Origin of the sequence: Streptomyces sp. HUAS MG91 (genome assembly GCF_040529335.1) — a bacterium.
GTDB lineage: Bacteria > Actinomycetota > Actinomycetes > Streptomycetales > Streptomycetaceae > Streptomyces > Streptomyces tabacisoli.
The window spans coordinates 974,674-997,295 of the sequence record NZ_CP159534.1; the positions used below are offsets into that span (position 1 = coordinate 974,674).

At 73.5% G+C, this 22,622-nt stretch carries 16 protein-coding genes; 6 read left to right on the forward strand and 10 right to left on the reverse strand.

Going from position 1 to position 22,622, the window contains the following annotated elements:
* Nucleotides 1–21: 21 nt before the first annotated feature.
* A complete protein-coding gene (locus ABII15_RS04555) occupies nt 22–729 on the forward strand; it encodes an HAD family phosphatase (protein WP_353940967.1) in 708 nt (235 codons plus the stop codon).
* Here ABII15_RS04555 and ABII15_RS04560 read toward each other — a convergent pair.
* Nucleotides 677–2,332 (reverse strand): AMP-binding protein, encoded by a 1,656-nt coding sequence (locus ABII15_RS04560; protein WP_353940968.1) that lies wholly within the window; start codon nt 2,330–2,332, stop codon nt 677–679. The two genes, ABII15_RS04555 and ABII15_RS04560, sit on opposite strands and share 53 nt — an antisense overlap.
* 24 nt (nt 2,333–2,356) lie before the next feature.
* Nucleotides 2,357–3,001 carry a helix-turn-helix domain-containing protein gene (locus ABII15_RS04565; RefSeq protein WP_353940969.1) on the reverse strand — a complete coding sequence of 215 codons (645 nt, stop codon included), beginning with the start codon at nt 2,999–3,001 and terminating at the stop codon, nt 2,357–2,359.
* Between the two features lie 79 nt (nt 3,002–3,080).
* Between ABII15_RS04565 and ABII15_RS04570 the strand changes: the two genes are divergently transcribed.
* Complete coding sequence (locus tag ABII15_RS04570; RefSeq protein ID WP_353940970.1) at nt 3,081–6,203, forward strand: carboxyl transferase domain-containing protein; 3,123 nt, start codon at nt 3,081–3,083, stop codon at nt 6,201–6,203.
* 46 nt (nt 6,204–6,249) lie between these two features.
* On the forward strand, nt 6,250–7,233 hold the full coding sequence (locus tag ABII15_RS04575) for a Ppx/GppA family phosphatase (protein WP_353940975.1): 984 nt from the start codon (nt 6,250–6,252) through the stop codon (nt 7,231–7,233).
* Nucleotides 7,234–7,353: 120 nt separating this feature from the next.
* On the opposite strand, the gene ABII15_RS04580 is transcribed toward ABII15_RS04575, so the two are convergent.
* The 3 genes from ABII15_RS04580 to ABII15_RS04590 form a co-directional block, all read right to left on the reverse strand.
* Complete coding sequence (locus tag ABII15_RS04580; protein ID WP_353940977.1) at nt 7,354–8,418, reverse strand: LLM class flavin-dependent oxidoreductase; 1,065 nt, start codon at nt 8,416–8,418, stop codon at nt 7,354–7,356.
* Nucleotides 8,418–8,939, reverse strand: coding sequence for an SRPBCC family protein (locus ABII15_RS04585; protein WP_353940978.1), 522 nt, complete (start codon nt 8,937–8,939; stop codon nt 8,418–8,420). The genes ABII15_RS04580 and ABII15_RS04585 overlap by 1 nt, the downstream gene beginning before the upstream one ends.
* 117 nt (nt 8,940–9,056) lie before the next feature.
* Nucleotides 9,057–9,554 carry a helix-turn-helix domain-containing protein gene (locus ABII15_RS04590; protein ID WP_353940979.1) on the reverse strand — a complete coding sequence of 166 codons (498 nt, stop codon included), beginning with the start codon at nt 9,552–9,554 and terminating at the stop codon, nt 9,057–9,059.
* Between the two features lie 158 nt (nt 9,555–9,712).
* On the opposite strand from ABII15_RS04590, the gene ABII15_RS04595 reads away from it, so the two are divergent.
* Nucleotides 9,713–10,570: a MoxR family ATPase gene (locus ABII15_RS04595; protein ID WP_353940980.1), complete on the forward strand. Its 858-nt coding sequence runs from the start codon at nt 9,713–9,715 to the stop codon at nt 10,568–10,570.
* On the forward strand, nt 10,567–11,913 hold the full coding sequence (locus ABII15_RS04600) for a VWA domain-containing protein (RefSeq protein ID WP_353940981.1): 1,347 nt from the start codon (nt 10,567–10,569) through the stop codon (nt 11,911–11,913). The genes ABII15_RS04595 and ABII15_RS04600 overlap by 4 nt, the downstream gene beginning before the upstream one ends.
* Before the next feature lie 10 nt (nt 11,914–11,923).
* Here ABII15_RS04600 and ABII15_RS04605 read toward each other — a convergent pair whose 3' ends face one another.
* From ABII15_RS04605 to ABII15_RS04625, 5 genes are all read right to left on the reverse strand, one after another.
* The gene (locus tag ABII15_RS04605) at nt 11,924–12,982 is read right to left on the reverse strand and encodes a helix-turn-helix domain-containing protein (protein WP_353940982.1); all 1,059 of its coding nucleotides are present in this window, start codon (nt 12,980–12,982) and stop codon (nt 11,924–11,926) included.
* A gap of 89 nt (nt 12,983–13,071) precedes the next feature.
* Nucleotides 13,072–17,928, reverse strand: a complete 4,857-nt coding sequence (locus tag ABII15_RS04610) for a DNA repair ATPase (protein WP_353940984.1) — start codon at nt 17,926–17,928, stop codon at nt 13,072–13,074.
* A gap of 96 nt (nt 17,929–18,024) precedes the next feature.
* Nucleotides 18,025–20,103, reverse strand: coding sequence for a flotillin family protein (locus tag ABII15_RS04615; RefSeq protein WP_353940986.1), 2,079 nt, complete (start codon nt 20,101–20,103; stop codon nt 18,025–18,027).
* A 442-nt stretch (nt 20,104–20,545) separates the two neighbouring features.
* A complete protein-coding gene (locus ABII15_RS04620; protein WP_353940987.1) occupies nt 20,546–20,710 on the reverse strand; it encodes a hypothetical protein in 165 nt (54 codons plus the stop codon).
* A 194-nt stretch (nt 20,711–20,904) separates the two neighbouring features.
* Entirely contained in the window at nt 20,905–21,561 is a 657-nt protein-coding gene (locus tag ABII15_RS04625; protein WP_353940988.1) for a maleylpyruvate isomerase N-terminal domain-containing protein, read from the reverse strand.
* Nucleotides 21,562–21,686: 125 nt separating this feature from the next.
* Between ABII15_RS04625 and ABII15_RS04630 the strand changes: the two genes are divergently transcribed.
* Nucleotides 21,687–22,472, forward strand: a complete 786-nt coding sequence (locus ABII15_RS04630) for an IclR family transcriptional regulator (protein WP_353940989.1) — start codon at nt 21,687–21,689, stop codon at nt 22,470–22,472.
* Nucleotides 22,473–22,622: the final 150 nt, after the last annotated feature.

Below are 22,622 nucleotides of genomic sequence, written 5' to 3' on the forward strand. Positions count from 1 at the left end.
CTTTCCTGCATGCTGGAAGGCATGAACGACCTCACCCGCCCGCTCGGTGGCACCGCCGTCGTCTTCGACCTCGACGGCACGCTCGTCGACAGCGAGCCCAACTACTACAGGGCGGCCCTCGGCACGCTGGCCCGCCACGGCGTCACCGAGTACACCTGGGCGGACAACGAGGCGTACGTCGGCATCTCCACCCTGGAGACGATCGGTCTGTGGAAGACGCGGTACGGCATCGCGGCGTCCGCGGCCGAGCTGCTCGACGACCTGAACGCCCGCTATCTCGACCTCGCCCGCGCCGACACCCATGTCTTCCCGCAGATGCGGCTGTTCGTGGAGCGGCTGCACGCGGCCGGAGTACCGATGATCGTGGCGTCGGGTTCGTCGCCCGAGGCCATCGGGGCGATCCTCACCGGCACCCGTCTCGGCGCACAGCTGTCGCGCTACGTCTCGGCGGACGAGGTGCCGCACGGCAAGCCCGCGCCCGACGTGTTCCTTGAGGCGGCCCGCCGCCTCGACGTGGCGCCCGCGCGGTGCGTGGTCCTGGAGGACGCGGCGCCGGGCGCCCGCGCCGCGCACGCGGCGGGCATGCGCTGCATCGCGCTGCCGTACGTGGCGGCGCAGGCGGGCGATCCGGCGTTCACCGCGGCGGACCTGCTGTTCAAGGGCGGTCAGGAGGAGTTCACGGCGCGGGCCGCGTACGACTGGCTCGAGCGGTCAGCTCCGTCTTCCTGATCTTGCCGGTGGGGGTGAGCGGCAGCTCGCCGACGACCTCGACGGCGGCCGGGACCTTGTACGTCGCCATGGTCCCGGCCGCCCACTCCCGCAGCTCCTCGCCGGTGAGCGGGGAGCCGGGGGCGGTGCGCACGAACGCGTAGGGCCGCTCCCCGCTCGCGCTGTCGGGCACGGCGACGACCGCTGCGGCCACCACGTCGGGGTGGTGGGCGAGCAGCGTCTCGACCTCGGTGGGGAAGACGCTCATCCCCTTCACCTTGATCATGTCCTTGTCGCGGCCGAGGTAGTGCAGGGCGCCCTCCTCGTCGAGGACGCCGATGTCGCCGGTGTGCAGCCAGCCGTCACGCAGCGCGCTCGCGGTGGCATCGGGCGCGTTCCAGTAGCGGGTGAGCACGGACGGGCCGCGCACCACGATCTCGCCGCGTTCGCCGAGCGGCAGCGGGGTGCCGGTGGCGAAGTCGACGACCATGAAGTCGGTGCCGGGAACGGGCAGTCCGCAGAAGACGGGGTCGCTCAGCAGGTCGTGGTCGCCGTCCTGGAAGCCGAGGGTGTTGGTGTCGCTGGTGTGGGTCTCCGTCATGCCGTACGAGGCCTCGCGCAGGACGCTGCGCGGGCCGACGGCCGCCTTCCAACGGGCGCGCAGCGCCGGGGTGAGCTTGCGGATGAAGGAGACGGTGAGCGGGGCGGTGAGGGTCGTCAGGTCGCGGCGGGCGAGGTCGGGGTGGTCGAGGAGTTCCAGGTAGTTCTCGACGGTGCCGGCCATCGTGGTCGCGCCGTGCTCCTCGATGGCGCGCAGCACCTCGGCCGCGTCCCAGCGGGTGAGCAGCACGCTGGTGCCGCCGGAGACGAGCGGGGCGAGGATGCCGAGGTTCTCGCCGGCGATCCAGAAGACGGGCAGGTAGCAGACGGAGACGATGCCGCGCTCCCGCTCGGCGGCGTCGGGCATGCGGCCGTTGTCGATGGCGGTGGCCGTGTAGACCATGTGCCGCTGGGTGTGCTCGCAGCCCTTGGGCAGGCCGGTGGTGCCGCCGGTGTAGTTGAGGGCGGCGAGCGCGTCGAGGTCGTCGGCGACCGGCTCGTGGCGCGGGTGGGCGACGGCGGCGGGCCACTCGGCGTCGGCGAGCACGGTCCGTACGGGCGTCTCGTGCCGTACCTCGTCGAGGACCGGCAGCAGCGCGTCCCGCGTGACGATCACTTCGGGCCCCGCGTCGCGGAGTTCGTGGCGCAGTTCGGCCGCGCGGAACATCGGGTTCACCGGGACGTGCACGGCGCCGAGCCGCAGGACGGCGAGCAGCGCGACGACGAACCGGGCGCCGTTGGGCAGGAAGACGCCGACCCGGTCGCCCGGCCGTACCCCCTGCGCGGCCAGCCAGCCCGCCAACCGGGCGGCCCGGTCGTCGAGTTCACGGTACGAGAGGGTCTCTTCGGCGGTGACGAGCGCGGGCCGTCCGGGCCTGAGACCGGCCCAGCGCGCGACGTGGGCGGGCAGGGTCAGCTCGCCCGCGGGATGCGCGGTGGCCGACGGCTGGCGGCCCCGCCGTGCCTTCGCCTGGCGGGCCCGGAGGTCGTCGAGGTAGGCGTCGATCGGTATGCCGGTGGACAAGGTGCGGCTCCCTGCTGTCGTTCGCTACTGCCGGTCTGGGGCTCCGATACCGAGGAGGTGCCGGTACATGGTGGTGACGTCGCGCACCGCCGCGTCGTACGAGGCCGGGCGCGCCGCCACCGTGCGGGCGAACTCCACGCTCATGCCGCCGACGGCGCGGGAGAGGGTGAGCGGGTCGACGACGGGGTGGACCCGGCCCTCGGCCGCGACCCTGCGCACGTAGCGGGCGGCGCGGCGCACCGGCCGTTCGCGGATCTCCTCCCACAGCGCGCGCACCTCGTCATCGGCGTGCGCCTGCTGCTCCAAGAGGACGAGCAGCGGCAGATGGCGGGCGTAGGCGGCGATGAACGCGGCCGTCGACGCCTCGGTGACCGCCGCCACGTCGTCGGTGTCGACGCCCGGCACGTCCTGCGCGGCGAGGAACGCGTCCCGCACCCGCCGCGCCAGCACCCGGAACACCTCGTCCTTCGACGCGAAGTACACGTAGAAGCCGGCCCGTGACACCTCGGCCTCCGCGGTGATGTCGGCGATGGTCGCGGGCCCGTACCCGAGCCGCCCGAACACCGCCTCGGCCGCGTCGAGGAGCCGGCCGCGGGCCGGTGCGTCCGTGCGGTCGCGGGCGGTGCGGGTCGCCCATTCCTGTGTCGCCTGACGTCTGCGTGCTGCCACAGCGCCAGAGTATTGACGTTGACGTCAGTGTCAATGAGCATGACGGAACCCGTCCACGCCGCTTCTTCCGGAGGGTCCCATGGGGTCTGCCGCTGTACTCGTCGCCAACCGGGGCGAGATCGCCGTCCGGGTGCTGCGCGCCGCCGCCGATCTCGGGCTGCGCGCGGTCGCCGTGCACGAGCCAAGGGACGACGCGCACGTGCGGCAGGCGGACGAGGTGGTGCCGCTGCCCGCGGGCGGCTGTCTGGACGCGGCGGAGCTGGTGGCCGCGGCCCGCCGGTCGGGCTGCGGGTATCTGCATCCGGGGTACGGGTTCCTGAGCGAGTCGGCGGAGCTCGCGCGGCGGTGCGCCGAGGCGGGCGTCGTCTTCGTCGGCCCGTCGCCGGAGGCGCTGGAGCTGTTCGGGGACAAGGCACGGGCGCGGGCGCTCGCCGTCGGGGCCGGGGTGCCGGTGCTGCCCGGCACGGACGGCGTGACAACCCTGGAACAGGCGCGGGCCCTCCTCGCCGACGGGCCGGTGATGGTGAAGGCGGTGGGCGGGGGCGGCGGGCGCGGGATGCGGGTCGTGCGCACCGCCGACGAGCTGCCCGATGCCTGGGAGCGCTGCCGCTCGGAGGCCCGACAGGGTTTCGGGCGCGACGCGTTGTACGTGGAGCGGCTGTGGGAGGGGGCCCGTCACATCGAGGTGCAGATCGTGGCGGACGCCGCGGGCACGGTGGGGCATCTGTGGGAGCGGGACTGCAGCGCGCAGCGCCGCCATCAGAAACTGATCGAGATCGCGCCGGCGCCCGCGCTCGACGCGGCGCTGCGCGACCGGCTCCTCGACGCCGCGCTCGGGCTCGCCCGCGCCGCCCACTATCAGGGGGTCGGCACCGTCGAATTCCTCGTCCGGGACGATGAGTTCGTGTTCATGGAGGCCAATCCGCGGCTCCAGGTGGAGCACACGGTGACGGAGGAGGTGACGGGCGTCGATCTCGTCGCGGCACAGTTGCGCATCGCCGCGGGCGACTCCCTCGCCGCTCTCGGGCTCGACGTGCCGCCGCCGGTCCGCGGGTGCGCGGTGCAGGTGCGGGTGAACGCGGAGGTGACGGACGCCGACGGGTCGGTGCGTCCGTCGGCCGGCCGCATCACCCGCTGCGACCTGCCGACGGGGCCCGGGATCCGGGTCGACACGGCCGTGCGCACCGGCACGGAGATCGGGACGCGCTACGACTCGCTGCTGGCGAAGGTCGTCGCTCATGCGCCCCGGGGCGGTTTCGAGGCGGCGTGCGCGCGGGCCGGGCGGGCCCTCGACGAGTTCGTGGTGGAAGGTGTGCGGACCTCGATTCCCGTACTGCGCGGCCTTCTTGAGCATCCCGGGTTCACCGCGGGCGGCATCGACACGGGGTTCGTGCAGCGTCATCTGCCCGAGCTGGTGCCCGCCGCCCCGCTGCCGGACGCGGGCGGGGCGGAACCGGGCACGACCACGGCGCCGATGAGCGGCACGGTCACCTCCCTGGAAGTGCGGCCGGGTCAACTCGTCGCCGCCGGGGCGGTGTTGCTGGTGCTGGAAGCCATGAAGATGGAGCACGTCGTACGCGCGGAGCGGTCCGGTGTCGTGCGGGCCGTGCGCGCGGAGGTCGGGGACACCGTCGCGGAGGGTGCCGAGCTGGTGCTCCTGGACGTCACGGAGGACGGCCCCGAGCGGCGGGAGGCGGTGGCCGACCTCGATCCCGACGCGGTGCGGCCCGACCTCGCCGAGACGCGGGCCCGGCACGCGTTCGGGCTCGACGAGAACCGGCCCGAGGCCGTCGCCAAGCGGCACGCGGCCGGGCGGCGCACCGCGCGCGAGAACATCGAGGAGCTGTGCGACCCGGGTTCGTTCACCGAGTTCGGGGCGCTCGCCGTGGCGGCGCAGCGGCAGCGCCGCCCGCTGGAGGAGCTGATCCGGGCGACGCCCGCCGACGGCATGGTCACCGGCACCGCCCGGATCGGTGGCGCGGCCGCCGTTGTCATGTCGTACGACTACACGGTGCTCGCCGGGACGCAGGGCCACAACAACCACCGCAAGACCGACCGGATGCTCCAGCTCGCCGAGGAGCGCGGGCTGCCCGTCGTGCTGTTCGCGGAGGGCGGCGGCGGGCGGCCCGGCGACACCGACACCACGGTCGTGGCGGGCCTGAACGTGCCGACGTTCCAGCGGATGGCGCGGCTCAGCGGCCGGGTGCCGCTGGTCGGGATCGCGTCGGGCCGCTGCTTCGCGGGCAACGCGGCGCTGCTCGGCTGCTGCGACGTGGTGATCGCGACGCCGGAGGCGAACATCGGCATGGGCGGCCCGGCGATGATCGAGGGCGGCGGGCTCGGCGTGTACCGGCCGGAGGAGATCGGGCCGCTGTCGGTGCAGGTGCCCAACGGCGTGGTGGACCTGCCGGTCGCCGACGAGGCGGAGGCCGTCCGCGCGGCCCGCACCTACCTCTCGTACTTCCGTGGTGCGCCGGAGAGTTGGGAGGCGCCGGACCAGCGGATGCTGCGGCACGCCGTGCCCGAGAACCGGCGGCGGGCCTACGACATCCGGGCCGCGGTCGGCGGGCTCGCCGACACCGGATCCGTCATCGAGCTGCGGCGCGGCTTCGGCGCCGGGATCATCACGGCGCTGGTGCGGATCGAGGGCCGGCCGCTCGGCCTGATCGCCAACAACCCGTCCCACCTGGGCGGGGCGATCGACCGGGACGCCGCCGACAAGGCCGCCCGGTTCCTGCGCCAGTGCGAGGCGTCCGGGCTGCCGGTGGTCTCGCTCTGCGACACCCCGGGGTTCATGGTCGGGCCGGACGCCGAACGCACGGCGACGGTGCGGCAGTTCGCGGAGCTGTTCGTCGCGGGGGCGCGGCTGACGGTGCCACTGGTCTGTCTCGTGCTGCGCAAGGCGTACGGGCTCGGCGCGATGGCCATGATGGGCGGTTCGACGCAGGCGCCGCTGGCCACGGCGGCCTGGCCGAGCGGGGAGTTCGGCGGGATGGGTCTCGAGGGGGCGGTACGGCTCGGCTACCGGCGCGAGCTGGCCGCCATCGCCGACCCGGCCGAGCGGGAGCGGGCCTTCGAGGCGCGGGTCGCCGAGCTGTACGAGCACGGCAAGGCGGTCAACGCGGCGGCCGCGCTGGAGATTGACGCGGTCATCGACCCGGAGCGGTCGCGGAGTTGGATCCTTTCCGCTCTCGACACCTGAGCACCCCCGCTATCATCTGCGCCGAAAGAGGGGGGCTTCGACGATCATGCGAATCAGTGTGGTGGATGTCGGTTCGAACACGGTACGGCTGGCGATCGCGGACGCCAGGGACGGGGCTCCGCTGCCCGTGCACACGGCCAAACGGCGGCTGCGGCTGTCCGAGGAGGTCGACGGTGACCGCCGGCTCGGGCCGCGCGCCGTGCGGCGGATCGTGGACGCGGTCGCGGAGGCGTGCGCGGAGGCCGAACGGTGGGGCAGCGACGAGCCGTTCGTGTTCGCCACGGCCATCGTCCGTGACGCGCCCAACCGCGACGAGATCCTCGACGCCGTGGAGCAGGGCGCGGGCGTACGTCTGCGGGTGCTGCCCGGCGAGGTGGAGGCCGAGCTGACCTTTCTCGCGGCGCGGCGCTGGATGGGCTGGCGGGCCGGCCCGCTCGGAGTGCTCGACATCGGCGGCGGAACGCTCGAAGTCGCCTTCGGGCGCGGCCGGTTGCCCGATTTCGCCGTGTCGCTGCCGCTCGGGGCGCGACGGCTCACCCGGGAGCACCTGCACGACGCCGAGGTGCCCGGCGAGGAGGAGTTGCGGGCCCTGCGGCGCCATGTGCGGCATCAGCTCAGGGATGTCGCGGCCCGGATCCGCTGGGAGGGGCCCATCACGGCGGCCGCCACGTCGCGGACGTTCACTCAGCTGGCGCGGCTGTGCGGGGCCCCTCCGGGGAGGCACGGGCCCTTTGTGCGCAGGGAGTTGTACCGGGCGGATCTGCGGTGCGCGGTGACGGAACTCGCCGGGTTGCCGGTGGCGCGGCGGGCCGAGCTGACCGGGATCTCGGCGCCGCGGGCCGCTCAGGCGCTGGCCGGGGCGCTGGTGGGGCACACCGCGATGAAGCTGATGGGGATGCGCCGGCTCACGATCTGTCCCTGGGCGATCCGGGAGGGCATTCTGCTGCGGCGGATCGAGGGGGACAGCGCCTGGTGGGCGGATCCGGCGGCGTCGGCCGCCCCGCGGCTCCGAGTGGCCGGCCAACGCTGACCCCTCGCTCCGCGCAACCCGCCGGGTGGACCTCGCGTCGTTGCCGGTCACGCGGTTCCCGCGCCCCTGGGCGAGCGGAGCTCGCTTCAGGGGCGCGGGGAACTGCGCGACCAGCCACACTCAGCCCGCACCCGACGAAGCACCCACCTCACGCACCAGTTCGATGGCCCGGCCCAGCGTGGCAAGGCGGGCGTCCAGCGAATCCCCCGCCGGATACAACCGCACGGTGTCCACCCCGGCGTCCCGCCACACCTTCAACCGGGCCCGGACCATGTCCTCGGTACCGATGAGCGTCGTCGCCAGCACCATCTCATCGGTGACCAGCGAGGCGGCCCCGTCACGGTCACCGCCCTGCCACCGCTCCCGCACGGCCTCCGCCACGTCGGCCCAGCCCTGCCTGCTGTAGGCCTGGTTGTAGAAGTTGGTGGACGCGGAGCCCATGCCGCCGAGGCTGAAGGCGAGTTCCTTCTTGCGGCTCGCGACGATGTCCCGCAGGGACTCCTCGTCCTCCGCGAAATTGACCTCGGCCCCCTGACAGATGTCCAGGTCCGCGCGGGAGCGCCCGGCGGCGGCGAGCCCGGCGTCGAGGTGGTCGAAGTAGGCCTCCTTGGCTCCCTCGGGGACGAAGCTCGTGCCGAGCCAGCCGTCCGCCACCTCGCCGGTCAGCCGGAGCATCTTCGGCGACAACGTGGCGAGGTAGACGGGCAGTTCGTGCTCGGCCCGCATCGAGAGCCGCATCGGGCGGGCGTCGCCACCGGGCAGCGGGATGGTGAACTCCCGGCCGTCGTAGGCGATCTTCTCGCCGTTCGCCGCCATCCGCACGATCTCGACGGTCTCCCGCATCCGGGACAGCGGCCGCGCGAACGGCACCCCGTGCAGCCCCTCGATCACCTGGGGGCCCGACGGGCCGAGGCCGAGCAGGAACCGGCCCTCGGAGATGTTCGACAGGGTGATCGCCGCCCGCGCGATGGCGGCCGGGGTGCGGGTGGCGAGCTGGATGATGCCGGAGCCGAGCAGCATCCGCTCGGTGCGGGCCGCCAAGTAGCCGAGCGGGGAGGGCGCTTCGGAGCCCCACGCCTCGGCGACCCAGCAGATGTCCATGCCGAGCTTCTCGGCCTCGGTCACGAAGTCGACGGTCTCGCGCCAGTTCCCGCCGGAGGCCTCGATCGTCGTGGAGGTGCGCATCAGCGGGTCCCCGTCCCCTCGGCGAGGGACTTCAGCGCGTCGAGCGTGACGCCCATGCCCCGCTCGAACTCCTTGAGCCGTACGTGGACGATCTTCTGCTCCTTGTCGGGCATCCGGTCGATGGCGTACGAGAGACCGGAGCGGCCGGGGCCGAGCCGGACCCACTGGGTCAGGTCGGTGGACCCGTCGTCCGCCGAGTCGAGCGTGAACCGCCAGAGCGCGCTGGGGTTCTCGGGGTCGGAGACCGCCCAGGCGAACACCCGGCAGGGCGTGGACTCGACGACGTACGACGTGGTCTCCCACTCGCCGAACGACGGATGCCGGCTGCGGCCGACGAACCGGGCGCCGACCTCGGGCCCGCTCGGCTCGCCCACCCACTCGGCGGCCTGCAACTCGTCGCTGAGCCGCGGCATCAGGCCGATGTCCGTGACCAGCTCCCACACCCGCTCCGGCGGCGCCGCGATCCCGCGCCGCACCTCGACGGTCGGGGTGTCGGCGTAGCGCGCACCCGTCCACTCCATGGTGACCACCTCTCTGTGTTCCCAGGACGAAAGCCCTCGGAGGAAGGCTGTGACCTTGAGAGTTTCGTAGATGGACTCACCACGTCAAGAGGGACAGGCCCCTCGGACCGTGGTGGTTCAGCGGGTGAAGCGGGCCGCGATGTCGGGGCGCCGGGCCAGTCGCTCCGGGTAGCCGGGGCCCATGCGCGGGCGGGTGTCGGCGGCCGTCATCGGCTCGCCGCAGCCGCCGCACACCACCGCCGCCTCGGCGACCTGCCCGCACCGGTCGTGCTCGAAGACGACGGGCGCGCCCTCCTCGCCGGACAGCCAGCGGTTGCCCCACGCGTTCATGGCGGCGAGGACGCCGAAGAAGTCGCGGCCCTTCTCGGTGAGGACGTAGTCGTGGCGGACCGGCGCCGTCTCGTAGGCGCGCTTCTCCATCAGGCCCTCGTCGACCAGGCGGCGCAGCCGCTCGGCGAGGGTGGTGCGGGCAATGCCGAGTTCCTGCTGGAAGACGTCGAAGCGGGTGATCCCGTAGAACGCCTCGCGCAGCACGAGCGGCGTCCACCAGTCGCCCAGGAGGTCCATGGTGCGGGCGATGGAGCAGGGCCAGTCGGCAAAGGAAGTACGCCTCATGAGGTCAGGATACGGACGGTTCGCCGAGTCGGTCCTGGTTCAAGACTCAGGAGGCGGTGGGGGACGTGACGTTCGCCATGAAGAGCGCCGGGTCATTGTGGAGCGCCCGGGGAACTGATCAGCTGGCAGTCCGCGACGCACCCGTTCTGGAGGCCCTGTTGTTCACGTCCGTGGACGATGTCACCGCTCGTCTGGCCGACACCGGCTATCTGGCCTCCCCCGCGGTGGCGACCACCGTCTTCCTCGCCGCGAAGCTCGGCAAGCCGCTGCTCGTGGAGGGTCCGGCGGGCGTCGGCAAGACGGAGCTGGCGAAGGCCGTCGCCGCGATCAGTGACGCGCGCCTGATCCGGCTCCAGTGCTACGAGGGCGTCGACGAGTCGCGCGCCCTGTACGAGTGGAACCACGCCAAGCAGTTGCTGCGGATCACCGCCGGGCGCGACGAGACCTGGGACCGGACGCGCACCGACATCTTCAGCGAGGAGTTCCTGCTGTCGCGCCCGCTGCTGACGGCGATCCGCGGCGACGACGCCAAGGTCCTCCTCATCGACGAGATGGACAAGGCGGACGTCGAGGTCGAGGGGCTGCTCCTCGAAGTGCTCTCCGACTTCCAGGTGACGGTGCCGGAGCTGGGCACGATCGAGGCCACGCGCCGCCCCTTCGTCGTCCTCACCTCTAACGCGTCGCGCGAGCTGTCCGAGGCGCTGCGCCGCCGCTGCCTGTTCCTCCACATCGGGTTCCCCGAGGAGGAGCTGGAGCGGCGGATCGTCGCCCTGAAGGTGCCGGAGCTCGACACGGTGCTCGCCGAGTCGCTCGTCCGGGTCGTGGGGGCGCTGCGCGCCATGGACCTGCGCAAGGTGCCGTCGGTCGCGGAGACCGTCGACTGGGCGCGCACCCTGCTGGCACTCGGCGCGGACCGGCTCGACGAGGAGGTCGTACGGGCCTCGCTCGGCGTCGTCCTCAAGCACCAGGAGGACGTGCAGACGGCCGCGGCCAAGCTCGATCTGGACGCCGTGTGAGCACCGCGGACCGCGTCACCTCCCTCGTCCGGGCGCTGCGCGCGCACGGCGTGCGGATCGGCACGGGCGAGAGCGTGGACGCCGCCCGCGCCGTGGCCGCGCTGGGCCTGGACAACCGTGAGCACGTCCGCGAGGGGCTGGCCGCCGCGCTCCTGCACGACCAGGGGCAGCGCGCCGTCTTCGACCCCGTCTTCGACCTCTACTTCCCGCGCACGGTCGGGGCGCCCGAGCGGCCGACGGGGCCCGCCGACCGCGACGACCTGCGCGCCCGGCTCGCGGAGGCGCTGGCCGCGAACGACCGGGCCGCGCTGGACGCCCTCGCCGCGGAGGCGGTGGACGGCTTCGGCGGCTACGACGGCGGCTCGGGCTTCTCCTCGCAGCAGGCCCTGGACCGGCTGCGCCCGCAGACCCTCCTCGCGCAGATCATGGCCGGGATCCGGGCGGGCGGCGGCGGGTCCGGGGCGTTCACCGACCGCATCGAGGCGGACGAGATCCGGCGCCGCATCGAGGAGTTCCGCACGCGGGTGCGCGACGAGGCGCGGCGCCGGGTCGCCGAGGTCCGCGACCGGGACGAGGTCGCGCGCCGGATGCCCGTGCAGACCCCGGACCGCACGCTGTTCCTGTACGCGGGCAAGGACCAGCTCGCCGAGCTGCGCAGGACCGTGCACCCGCTGGCCCGCAAGCTGGCCACCCGGCTCGCGGCGCGCAGGCGGCGCGCGTCCCGCGGCCGCATCGACCTGCGCCGCACGCTGCGCGGCTCGCTGTCGACCGGCGGCGTGCCCATGAACCCGGTGCTGCGCCGAAAGCGTCCGGCGCGTCCCGAACTCGTGCTGCTGTGCGACGTGTCCGGTTCGGTCGCGGGGTTCGCGAACTTCACCATGCTGCTGGTGCAGGCGCTGCACGACCAGTTCAGCAAGATCCGGGTGTTCGCCTTCGTCAACCGCATGGACGAGGTCACCGACCTGATCGCGGACGGTGCCGCCGACCCGGAGGGGCTGAGCGGGCGGATCACCGCGGAGGCGACGCTGACCGGCTGGCACGGCAGCAGCGACTACGGCACCGCGCTCGGCGAGTTCGTGGAGCGCTACGGCGCCGCGGTCGGCCCGCGCACCTCCGTGTTCGTCCTCGGCGACGCCCGCAACAACCAGCAGGACCCGAATCTGCCGGCGCTGCGCCGGATCGTCCGCACCGCCCGCCGCACCTACTGGCTGAACCCGGAGTCGCGGGCCCAGTGGGACACCGGGGACTCGGCGGCCGGGGTGTACGGCGACGTCGTCGAGATGTACGAGTGCCGCAACGCACGCCAGTTGAGCGCCCTGGTGGGCCGGCTGCTGCCGGTGTAGCGGGCACCGTTCACAGCGGGCGGTCCGGCCAGTCGAGCAGCCGGGCCCCGATGACGGCGGTCTGGAGGGTGTAGCGGGAGACCGGGTCGGTGGCGTCGGCGCCGGTCAGTTTGTGGATGCGCGCGAGCCGGTACGTGAGCGCGCGCACGCTCAGCTTCAGCCGGCGGGCCGCTTCGGCGGCGACGCAGCCCGTGTCGAAGTAGGCGGTGAGGGTGTCGATCAGCGGCTGGGCTCCCCCGCGGGCGCTCTGGAGCGGCCCGAGCGTGGTCCGCACGAGGTCCGCCATGGCCTGCCGGTCGCGGGTGAGCACCGGGTAGACGAGCAGGTCGGCGGAGCGCAGCACCGGGTCGTCGAACTCCAGGCGGTGGGCGAGTTCGAGGGTGCTGAGGGCTTCCTCGTAGGACTGGACGACGCCGCCGGGGCCCGGCTGGGGGCGGCCGATCGCGACGTGGCCGCCGTCCGTGGCGGCGTAGGCCTGCTTGGCGAAGAAGCTGAGGATCTCGTCCTGGTCGCCGGGGGCGACGCAGACGAGGCGGCCGTCCTTGGTGGTGAGCAGGATGTCCCGGTCGCCGAACCTGCCGATCATCGCCTGTTCCACGCTGCGGGCCACGGCGTCGCCCTCGTCGTAGGCGAACTCGCCCTCGGCCACCGCGACCGCGTGCTCGTAGGCGAGCCGGAGCCCGAACCGCTCGGCGCGTTCGGCGAGTTGGCCCATGTCGCTGCGGCCGTAGAGGAGGTCGTCGATGAACTCGCGGCGGGCGGCCTCCTCCTGTCGCATGGCCTGGCGCTGGGCGCGTTCGTAGCCCTCGGCGAAGGCGTCGACGGCCTGTTCGACGGCTGCCATGACGCTGTCCGGGGCGAGGGCGCCGGTCGGCCAGTGCAGGCGCGCGCCGGCGAGATGCGCGGCGACCAGGGCGCGCAGTCCGTATCCGGCGTCGGCGGCCTGTTCGCCGAGCGCGCGGCGGGTGTCGAGTTCGTCGCGGGTGAGGCGGCGGCCGGTGGCGGAGGCGTCGGCGAGCAGGGCGGCGTACCCGTCCAGGTAGTGGTCGGGTATGTCGTGATCGGCCATGGACGCCCTCGCTGTCGTGCTGTGTCGGCTCCGTCTTTTTAACGCACCGTCGACGGAGACGATCGTGCGGGGGCCCGCGGTTCGCCCGTTCACGGCCGGGGCGGGTGCGGCGCCGCGGTGCCGGTGGCCCGGGTGATGGCGGACTCGACGGCGGCGACCCGGTCGGCGAGCAGGCCGAGGGCGGCGACGGCGCGGACCACGGGGTCGTCGCCGTCGGCGCCGCCGAGAGCGCGGGCCCGGACGTGGGCGGCCTTCAACTCGGCCCAGCGGTCTTCCTGATCGGCGCTCATCCGGCCGCTCAGTTCGGCCAGCTTGAGCAGGTTCGCCTCGGCGCCGGAGGTGAGGGTCTGGGCCTCGCCGGTGTAGTGGTCGTCGAGGACGGCGGAGAGTTCCGCGGCGTTCATGGCGGGGTCGATACGGGCGGCGATCTTGTTCATGTTGCGGTACGAGCCCTGGAGCAGGAAGGGCGGTTCGGTACGGGCGTCGTCGGACTGGGCCGCCGAGGCGATGTAGGCGGCGTTGACGGCGAGGACCGTGTCGCGGGCCGCGAGCAGATGGCGCAGCACGGAGACGATCCGCTCGGTCTCGGCCGCGGCGTAGGGATGGGTGAGCCGGTCGGCGCGGGCCGTCGGGTCGTCGGCGGCGAGCCGCAGCAGGATGTCGAGGTCGGCGCGGTCGCGGCCGGCGAGCGGGGCCAGGTGCGGGTTCGCGGTGAGCGCGTTCTCGACGAAGCTCAGCGCGAACGCCTCCTCCTTGCCGGTCAGGACGTCGCCGAGGTTCCACACGTCGGCGCGGTTGGCGAGCATGTCGGGGATGCGGAAGCGGTGGCCGGACTCGGTGTACGGGTTGCCGGCCATGCACACCGCGAACCGTTTGCCTCGCAGGTCGTGGCTGCGCGGTTCGCCGTTCCACACGCCGTCCATGCGGCGCTGTCCGTCGCACAGGGCGATGAACTTCTGGAGCAGTTCGGGCGAGGTGTGCTGGATGTCGTCGAGGTAGAGCAGGACGTTGTTGCCCGCCTCCAGCGCGAAGTTGACCTTCTCGATCTCCTGGCGGGCGGTGACGTTCGGGGCCTCGGCGGGGTCGAGGGAGGTGACGTCGTGACCGAGGGCCGGTCCGTCGACCTTGACGAGGAGCATGCCGAGCCGGTCGGCGACGTACTCGACGAGGGTCGTCTTGCCGTAGCCGGGCGGCGAGATCAGCAGCAACAGGCCGCCCGCGGTGCCCAGTTGCTTGGCGAGGCTGTCGCCGATGAGCGGCAGGTACACCTCGTCGACGAGGCGGCTGCGGACGAAGGTGGGCAGGACGCGCGGGCGGTGGTCGGCGAGCCGCAGCCGGTCGTGTTCGGCGGCGACGAGCGAGGTGCGCAGCCGCTGGTAGGCGCGGAAGCCGGGGACGGTGTGCTCGCGGAAGTCGCGGGTGCGGGCGAGGAGTTCGTCCAGGCGGAAGGTGAGGCGCCGGCCGTCGATCCGCGGGTGGGTGCCGAGCAGCCCTTCGACGGTGGCGGTCAGCGGCGCGTCGGCGTCGTGGCGCGGGAGGTCCGGGCAGAGTTCGAGCGCGACGGCCTCCGGCAGCTCACCGGCGTCGTCGCCGACGGCGGTCGCGTACGCGGTCAGCCAGGCCTCGACGAGCGAGCGGCGGGCGCCGAGGTCGCCGACGGCGGCGAGGTCGTCCTCGTAGGCCGAACTGTCGACGGCACGGCGGAACTTGTCGAGGAAGGTGCGGGCGCCGGTGGCGGTGACGAAGCCGTCGGGGCCGGTGGTGAGTTCTTCGAAGAGGTAGGCGGCGACGTGCCCGGCGTCCGCGGGGCCGGGTCCGAGGCGTTCGGCGACCTCCGCGCACCAGTCGTCGATCGCGGGCGCGAGGCCGAACGTGTCGTGGGCGCGGGCCAGCGACACCGCCCGCCGGGTCCACTGGGCGCGCTGGGTCCCGGTCGTCGCGTGCGCCCAGAAGAGCTGGGCGGCGGCGCGGACGGCCGGGGTGTGGCGGAGCAGTCCTGCGCCGGTGTGCAGCCGCAGCAGCGCGGTGAGGATCGCGGTGGCGTCGTGGTCGTGGACACCGCGTTCGTAGCCCTCGTCGTACGCCTCCTCGGCGGCGGCGCGGACGAGCGCCGGCAGGTCGTCCTGGGCGAGCAGGTCCTCGGCGCCGCGCTCGGCGAGGAGACGGGCGGCGAGGTGTTCGGCGCGGTACACGTCCGCGTTCTCGGAGGCCAGTGACTGGCCCCAGTGGGCGCGGAGCGCGGCGAAGGCGGGGTCGTCGACGGGGGCGCGGTAGTCGGTGCCGGTGAGCGCGTACGCCATGCCGTCGTCGCCGTGCGGGACGAGGGCGAGTTCGGGCAGCCGGGTGTTGACGGCGATGCGGTGCCGGCCGAGCCGGAGGGCCGTGCCGCCGTCGGCGTACAGCTCGGTGCGGTCGCGCAGGGCGCGCAGGGCGTCCTGCCGGGCGACGGAGAGGCGGCCGTCGAGTTCGTCGGCGCGGACCTGGTCGTCGCGTTCGCGCAGGGCCTCGATGGTGCGGCGGACCTTGGCGACCATCGGGTCGGAGGCCAGGAACGTGCTGATCTCGTCGAGGGAGCCGAGGTCGGCGAGGCGCCGGGCGACGGTCTCCAGGATGCGCTGCGCGGAGGTGGCGAGGCGTTCGGTGTGCCGGGCGCGGGCGTCGGCGAGGGTCTGCTTGCGAGCGGCGAACGCCTCGTGGATCTCGACGCGCCGGGCGTCGAGGTCGGCGAGGAAGTCGTCGCTGTCGGCGAAGCGCCCTTCCAGGTTCTCCAGGCGCAGCAGCAGGCGGGCGAGCTGATCGTCGCAGCCCTCGGGCGTGGTGGCGGCGGCGAGTGCGCCGGTGACGGCCTGGCCGAGCAGGGAGAACTCGGCGGCGAACTCGGCCCGCCCCTCGTGGACGGCGAGTTCGCGGCGGCGGGCGTCGAGGGTGGCGCGGGCCCGGTTTACCCCGGCGAGGGCCTCGGCGATGCGCTCCAGGACGTCGGCCCGTACGGTCGCGTCGTCGATGTCGAGGCCGCCGACGACATCGGTGACGGTCTGGAGCTGCTCGGCGAGTTCGGCGACGCGTTCGGCGAGCGGCGCGGCCTCGGCGGTGGTGGCGAGCTGTCCGGCCTGCTCGGTGAGCCGGTCGAGGCCGGCGTGGTGGGCGGCGAGGGCGTCGGGCCTGGCGAGGAAGGCGACGGCGCGGGCGCCCGCGGAGGCGAGGTCCGTGGCGAGCTGTGCGGCGAGGGCGTCGATGCGTTCGACGTCGGCGTAGCGCAGTTCCTTGAGGGTGAGCAGGCGGCCCTGGGCGCGGCGCAGTTCGGTGAGCCGCTCGACCCATTCGTGGGCGCTGCGCGGTGCCTCGCCGCGGATCCGGCGGACCAGGGTGGTGAGGTGGGCGGCGGTCTCGTCGAAGGCGTCGGCGGCCTTCTTGGTGAGGGCGCGCACGGTCTCGTACTCGGTGACGATCCGCGCGGCCGTGGAGCGCAACTCGTCGACGGGTGCGCGCAGTTCGCCGGTGTCGGCGAGCCAGGGGAAGGTGTCGGTGACGCGTTCGCAGGCGGCGGCCAGGGCCTCGTAGGCGGTGGCGGTCGGGGTGGCGGCGGCTTCCTGGACCGTGTGGACGAGGGACAGGCAGTCGGCGATGCCGCGTACGAGGTCGGCGTTGCCGATCCGGGCGAGTTCCGGGTCCGCGGAGCCGGCCGCGATGTCGTGGGTGTCGGCGGTGAAGGGGGTCGCCCAGGTCTGTACCGGGTGGGTCCTGCCGGGCTCGTCGGTGGCGGCGTCGCGCAGCAGTACGAGGGTGCCGTCGTCGAGGAGGGCGTGGCCGCGGCCGGTGAGCGGGGTGGCGATCTCCTTGCGGATGAGGTGGTAGGGCAGCAGCAGGGTGCGGCCGGCGGCGCGGGCCCGGAAGACGTAGAGGACGTCCTCGCCGCCGGGGGCGCGGACGGTGCGCTCGTGGGCGAGGCCGGTGGTGTCGACGGCGTCGAAGGTCTTGTGGGCGCCGGTGGCCAGGCAGTAGCCGCCGGGGAAGACGACGCCCTGCTCGTCGGGGAGCACCCGGCAGGCCTGTCCGATGCCGTCGAGGCGGACGACGGACTTGGTGAGGGTGTTGAAGACGAGGTGGCGGTCGGTCTCCTCCTTGTAGGGGCGCACGCGCAGCAGGATCAGCGGGCCGACGCGGGCGTGCGCGACGGCGGCGTCGGCGAGCGACTGGAGGGGTTCGTCGACGGGTTCGGCGTGGATGCCGTCGCCGGTCTCGGTGTCGTCCTCGGTCTTGACGGTGAGGCTGCCGCCGACCGTGGAGACCCAGATCTCGCCGCCGGGGATCGCGATGTGCGGGTGGCGGCCGAGGACGTGGTCCTCGCGGGTCGTCGGCTGCCAGGTGATGTCGTGGGCGGGCGGCCGGACGTCGTCGCGGTCGCCGCGCGCGTCGAGGAAGCGGGCGCCGCCCGCGGTGTCGAGTTCCCAGCGCAGGACGCGGATGTCGTCGGCCTTGTCGCCGGTCTGGAAGACGGCGAGCAACTTGCCGTCGACGAGGCGGAGTTCGAGGAGCCTGCTGTCGCGGTAGTAGCGGAAGAGGGTGGCGAACTCGGCGCGGAACGCCGGGTCGTCGAGCAGTCCCGGCACGGCGTCCTCGGGCAGCCGCTCCAGGTCGCCGCCGGGGCGGTGCAGGGTGAGGATGTCGCCGACGCCGGGCGGCTCGGTGCCGAGCACGTCGCGCAGGCCGACGAGGAGGACGCCGCCGACGGCGGCGATGTCCCGGGCCAGGCGCGGGGCATCGGTGCGAAGGGCGGCGCTGCCGGTGAGCGTCAGCTCCGTGGAGCCGAACGCGGTGCCGCGCCGGTCGTTCAGCGCGCCCGCGCGGGACGCCAGTTCGCGGGCCTGCGCCGCGAGCCGGTCGCGCAGCACCTCGTACGTGCCCGCGTCGGGGCCGTCGGCCGCCCGGGCCGTGCCGGTCTCCATGCGTGGCGTCCTTTCCTGCGTGATGCACGCTCAGTTCGAGTGTGGTGCGGCCGGGACCGCCGACCCCCGTACGGCGGCCCCGGCCGGTCTGTGCGGTCAGGCGTGGTGCACGCCGTTCAGCTTGCCGAGCGGCAGATCGGCCACGCCCAACTGGCTCGCCTTGTCGAGGAGTTCGCGGAGCTGTCCGGACTGCTCGCCGCCGTCGCGCATCATCTTCATCAGCAGCGCGGAGACGGTGAGGTTCTGCACGTCGGCCGTGGAGACGGAGCCGAGGATCTTCGACAGGTCGTCGGTGAAGCTCGACGAGCCGTCCAGCCACGGCTTGGCGAGGGCCTGCGCGGTGTCGGAGTGCTGGACGAAGGAGTCGATGCCCTTGCCGAGCGCGATCGAGGACATCAGCCGGTCGAAGAAGACGGACTCGCCGCCCACGATGCTGATGTCGGCGCTCTCCAGGCCGGTGGCGAGGACGGTGGCCTGCGCCTCGGCGACCTGCCGCTGCACGTCGATCCCGGCGAGCCGGATCTCCTTCTCGGCCTGGAGCCGCAGGCGGTACTCCTCGTGGCCGCGCGAGGCGTCGTCGAGGGCGGCCATGGCGGCGGCCTTCTCGTTGATGCCCTCGGCCTCGGCCTTCAGCTTGGCGGAGATGGCCTCGGCCTCGGCGAGGGCCTTGGCCCGGCCGCCCTCCGCCTCCGCGAGGGCCTTGGCCCTGCCTCCCTCGGCCTCCGCACGCAGCCGCGCCCCGGTCGCCTCGGCCTCCGCGCGCCCGGCCTTCTCGATGACGTCGGCCTCCTGCTCGCGCACCTGGACGTCGGCGAGACCGGCGGCGGCCGCCTCGGCCTGGATGCCCGCGGCCAGCTTGACCTTGGCCTGCGCCTGGAGGTCGGCGGACTTCAGCTCGGCCTCGGCGAGGGTGAGCCGTTCGGCGGCGCGGTGCGTGGCGGCCTGCTCGGCGGCCTCCGCGGCCTTGATGTCCTTGACCAGCTTCTCCTGCGCCTCGGCCTCGGCGGCGATGACGACGGCCTGCCGGTCGCGCTCGGCCGACTCGATCGCGCGGAGCTTCTTGATGGACTCCTCCTGCTCGGCGACCGTGCGGTCGACGGCGACGCGCTCGCGGATGACCTCGGCGATCTCCCGCTTCTCCGCCTCGACCTCCTTCTCGGCGGCGATCTTCGTCAGCTGCGTCTCGCGCTCGCGGGCGATGACCTCCAGGAGGCGGTCCTTCTCGATGCGCTCGTTCTCGACGGCGATGACCCGCTCGCGGTTCTTCTGCGCGACGGCGACCTCGCGGGCCTGGTTCTCGCGCTGCACGCCGAGCTTCTCCTCGGTGGCGAGGAAGGCCCCCTGGGCGCGCAGCCGCTCCTCCTCGACCACCCGCGCGGTCTCGGCCTCCTCGCGGGCCCGCACGGTGTCGATCTCCCGCTTCTGCTTGATCTCGGCGTCGGCCTGGCGGCGCTCCAGTTCGAGGATGGTCTCCCGGGCGTCGACGTTCTGCCGGGTGATCTCCTTCTCCTCGGTGCGCTGGAACTCGTTGGTCTTGACGTGCTCGATCGCCGTCAGCTCGGTGATCTTGCGGATGCCCTGGGCGTCGAGGACGTTGTGCGGGTCGAGCTGGCTGAGCGGCGTCTGCTCCAGGTAGTCGATCGCCGCGTCCTCGAGGTGGTAGCCGCTCAGGTCGACCCCGATGACCTCGATGATCTTGAAGCGGAGTTCCTCGCGCTTGGTGTAGAGGTCGGTGAAGTCCATGCCCTTGCCGACGGTCTTGAGCGCCTCGGAGAACTTCGCGTGGAACAGCTCCTGGAGCGTCTTCACGTCACTGGCACGCGCGGTGCCGACCGACTGGGCGACCCGGATGACGTCGTCGACGGTCTTGTTCACCTTCACGAAGAACGAGATCCGGATGTCGGCGCGGATGTTGTCCCGGCAGATCAGGCCGTCGCGGCCGGTCCTGGTGATCTCGATGACCTTCACCGAGATGTCCATGACCTCGGCCTTGTGCAGGACGGGCAGCACGACCTGCCCGGTGAAGGTGACGTCCACCTTGCGCATCCTGGAGACGATGAGCGCCTTGCCCTGCTCCACCTTGCGGAACAGTCTGGTGAACACCAGCAGCAGGACGACGAGGACGATCAGGACAGCGACGACGGACACGCCGATGCCCATGGTGGTGGCATCCATGGTGGAATCCTTTGGATCCGGGGGCCGACGGCACCCCGAGAAGAAGATGAGAGAACGCGGTCGGAGGCGGCCGTGCCGCACACCCTGCCGGCGCCCGGAACCGCTTACGCGGAGACCGGGTGAGTGATCGCGCCGGAGCCGTGCGACGACGGCCCCGGTTCATCGGGAGCGATGCGGTCCGTCGGGCGCGCCGCGCGCATACCCGCGTCCGCTCCGGAGCCGGCCGTGAGGAACTCCCCCATTCCTACGCCCCCTTCACCGCCGCGCTCGGCTCCGCCCCGGCGCCGGACCTCGTTTCCGAGGTGCGGCACCGGGGCCCGGCCCCCGTTTCTGCCGCGCTCATCCTGTCCCGGCACCGGCGTACGGCGCATTGCCGTGTTCCGGCAATCTTTACGCCTTCCTGATGCCGGGAAGTTGCACCGTTCAACCGGTGGAGCGGGCGTCAGGACAGATCGGTGCGGCCCAGCCAGGACGGCTTCACCGGGATGCCGTCCTCGTTGTGGCGCACGACCGGGTCGGGCCGGGGTGCCTCTTCCGGCCGCGGAGGCTCGGATTCCGGCACGGGCCCGGGCAGCGGCGCCGCCGAGTCCTCCATCAGCTCGGCCACGGTGAACCGCGAGCCGAACGTCTGCCGGGGGCCTGCGGTCCCCGGTGCCGACGGTGGTCTCGACCACCAGCCCCCATGTCGCCGTCCGTGCCTCTCCCCCCGCTCGTTCGCCGTGTGTCCGGCCGCCGCGGACGCGCTCGTCCGGCCCGCCCAGGGCCTGTCCCGTGCCCGGGACAGGATCCGCCGGACAGGCCCTAACCGAGCATCACCGGGAGCCGGTCCGCCACCTCGCCCAGCGCCGCCCGCTGCGCCTCGTCCGGCGCGCGCCGCCCGGTGCCGAGCAGCAGCGCGTCGGTGTCGGAGAACGCGGCGGGCAGCGGCGCTCCGGCGATCGCCTCCAGCAACTGCCGCGCCCTGGCGAGTCCTTCGGCGCACGGCCGGGGCGCGTCGGGCAGGCCGGCGACGAGGTCGAGGTGGTGCAGCGTCCACTCCAGCACGTACGCGCCGAGGTAGTCGCCCGCGGTCAGCACCTCGTCGCGGGTGCCGACCGGCAGCGCCGGGTCCACGAGCCGCGCGGCGCGCCCGGCGGCGGAGCCGACGTCGTCGAGGTGGAACCTGAGCAGGCCCGGGTCCTCGTAGGCGGCGGCGAGCCGGACCGTGAGCGCGGCGAGGGGATCGTCCTCTCCCGGCCGGTGGTCGTCGATGGTCCAGTAGGTCACCGCGTCCCGGGTCGGTGCGGTGTCCGCGGGGGTGACCAGGGTGATCAGTACGTCCTGCGCGTCGATGACGAGGTGGCAGACCAGGTCGCGGACGAGCCAGCCGGCGCAGCCGGACGGCCGCGCGAAGTCCTCGTCCGCCAGGTCCCCGACCGCCGCGAGCAGGTCCGCCCAGGTACGTGAGAAGAGATCCACGTCCGCACGCTACGCGGCCCGGCGCGCCGCCCGTCGGCGGTTTCCCGGATCGTCGCCGTCGGACGTAGGGTCGGCGCCAGGCAGCCCCCGTCGTGAGGCCCCGTCTGAAAGGCCGTGCCGCACCCATGCCCACCAGCGCCTCCCCGGCCGTCGGCCGCGCCCTGGACATCCTGCTCCACCTGTCCGGCAGGCCGGGCCCCGTGCGCGCTCCGGCGCTCGCCGCCGACCTGGGGATTCCGCGCTCCAGCGTCTATCACATCCTGACCGTGCTGGTGGACCGCGGATTCGTCACGTACATCCCGGAGGGCCAGCTCTACGGGCTCGGGGTCTCCGCCTTCGAGGTCGGCTCCGCCTATCTGCGACACGAGCCCCTGGAGCGGCTGGCCCGGCCGCTCGTGCGCACGCTCGCCCAGCAGCTGGGCCAGACCGTGCACCTCGGGGTGCTGCACGGGGCGGAGAGCGTCTATCTGCTCAAGGAGCTGCCGTCGGCCTCGCACGCCCCGGAGCCCGCGCCGGATCTCGTCACCGACGTCGGCGTCCGGCTGCCCGCGCACCTCACGGCGAACGGCCGCGCCCTGCTCGCCCACTCCTCGCCCGCCCAGGTCCGCGCGCTCTTCCCCTCGGGCCCGCTGATCACCCGTACGGGCCGGGGTCCGCGCACCCCGGCCGAGCTGCGGAGCGGCCTCGCCGTGGAGCGGGAGCGGGGCTGGTCGGAGGAGGTCGGTCTGGTGACCGAGGGGATGCGCTCGCTGGCGGTGCCCGCCTTCGACCACCTCGGGCAGCCCGCCGCCGCGCTGTCCACGACCTGGCGGCGGGCCGCGGGGCACCACTCGGTCGACGAGATCGTGGATCGGCTGCGGCGCGCGGCGGCCCGGCTCACCGCGGCGATGCTCGGTCACTCCCCCGCCTGAGCGCCGCGAGGGAAGCAGTCTCGGATCCGAGACATGTGCGCGGTCGTACTGGTCCGACTCCCCGCCGTCTTCTGTGATGGCAGAGCACGAGCCGTCCCCCGTCCGGGGCGGTGATCCACCCGTTCCCCGCCGGTGCCCCGTACCGTCGGG

What these genes read in the sequence shown, in the direction of transcription:
- ABII15_RS04610 (WP_353940984.1), bottom strand. Translation starts at nt 17,928, where the DNA reads ATGGAGACCGGCACGGCCCGGGCGGCCGACGGCCCCGACGCGGGCACG.
- ABII15_RS04580 (WP_353940977.1), bottom strand. Translation starts at nt 8,418, where the DNA reads ATGCGCACCTCCACGACGATCGAGGCCTCCGGCGGGAACTGGCGCGAG.
- ABII15_RS04630 (WP_353940989.1), top strand. Translation starts at nt 21,687, where the DNA reads ATGCCCACCAGCGCCTCCCCGGCCGTCGGCCGCGCCCTGGACATCCTG.
- ABII15_RS04570 (WP_353940970.1), top strand. Translation starts at nt 3,081, where the DNA reads ATGGGGTCTGCCGCTGTACTCGTCGCCAACCGGGGCGAGATCGCCGTC.
- ABII15_RS04575 (WP_353940975.1), top strand. Translation starts at nt 6,250, where the DNA reads ATGCGAATCAGTGTGGTGGATGTCGGTTCGAACACGGTACGGCTGGCG.
- ABII15_RS04590 (WP_353940979.1), bottom strand. Translation starts at nt 9,554, where the DNA reads ATGAGGCGTACTTCCTTTGCCGACTGGCCCTGCTCCATCGCCCGCACC.
- ABII15_RS04585 (WP_353940978.1), bottom strand. Translation starts at nt 8,939, where the DNA reads ATGGAGTGGACGGGTGCGCGCTACGCCGACACCCCGACCGTCGAGGTG.
- ABII15_RS04605 (WP_353940982.1), bottom strand. Translation starts at nt 12,982, where the DNA reads ATGGCCGATCACGACATACCCGACCACTACCTGGACGGGTACGCCGCC.
- ABII15_RS04555 (WP_353940967.1), top strand. Translation starts at nt 22, where the DNA reads ATGAACGACCTCACCCGCCCGCTCGGTGGCACCGCCGTCGTCTTCGAC.
- ABII15_RS04615 (WP_353940986.1), bottom strand. Translation starts at nt 20,103, where the DNA reads ATGGATGCCACCACCATGGGCATCGGCGTGTCCGTCGTCGCTGTCCTG.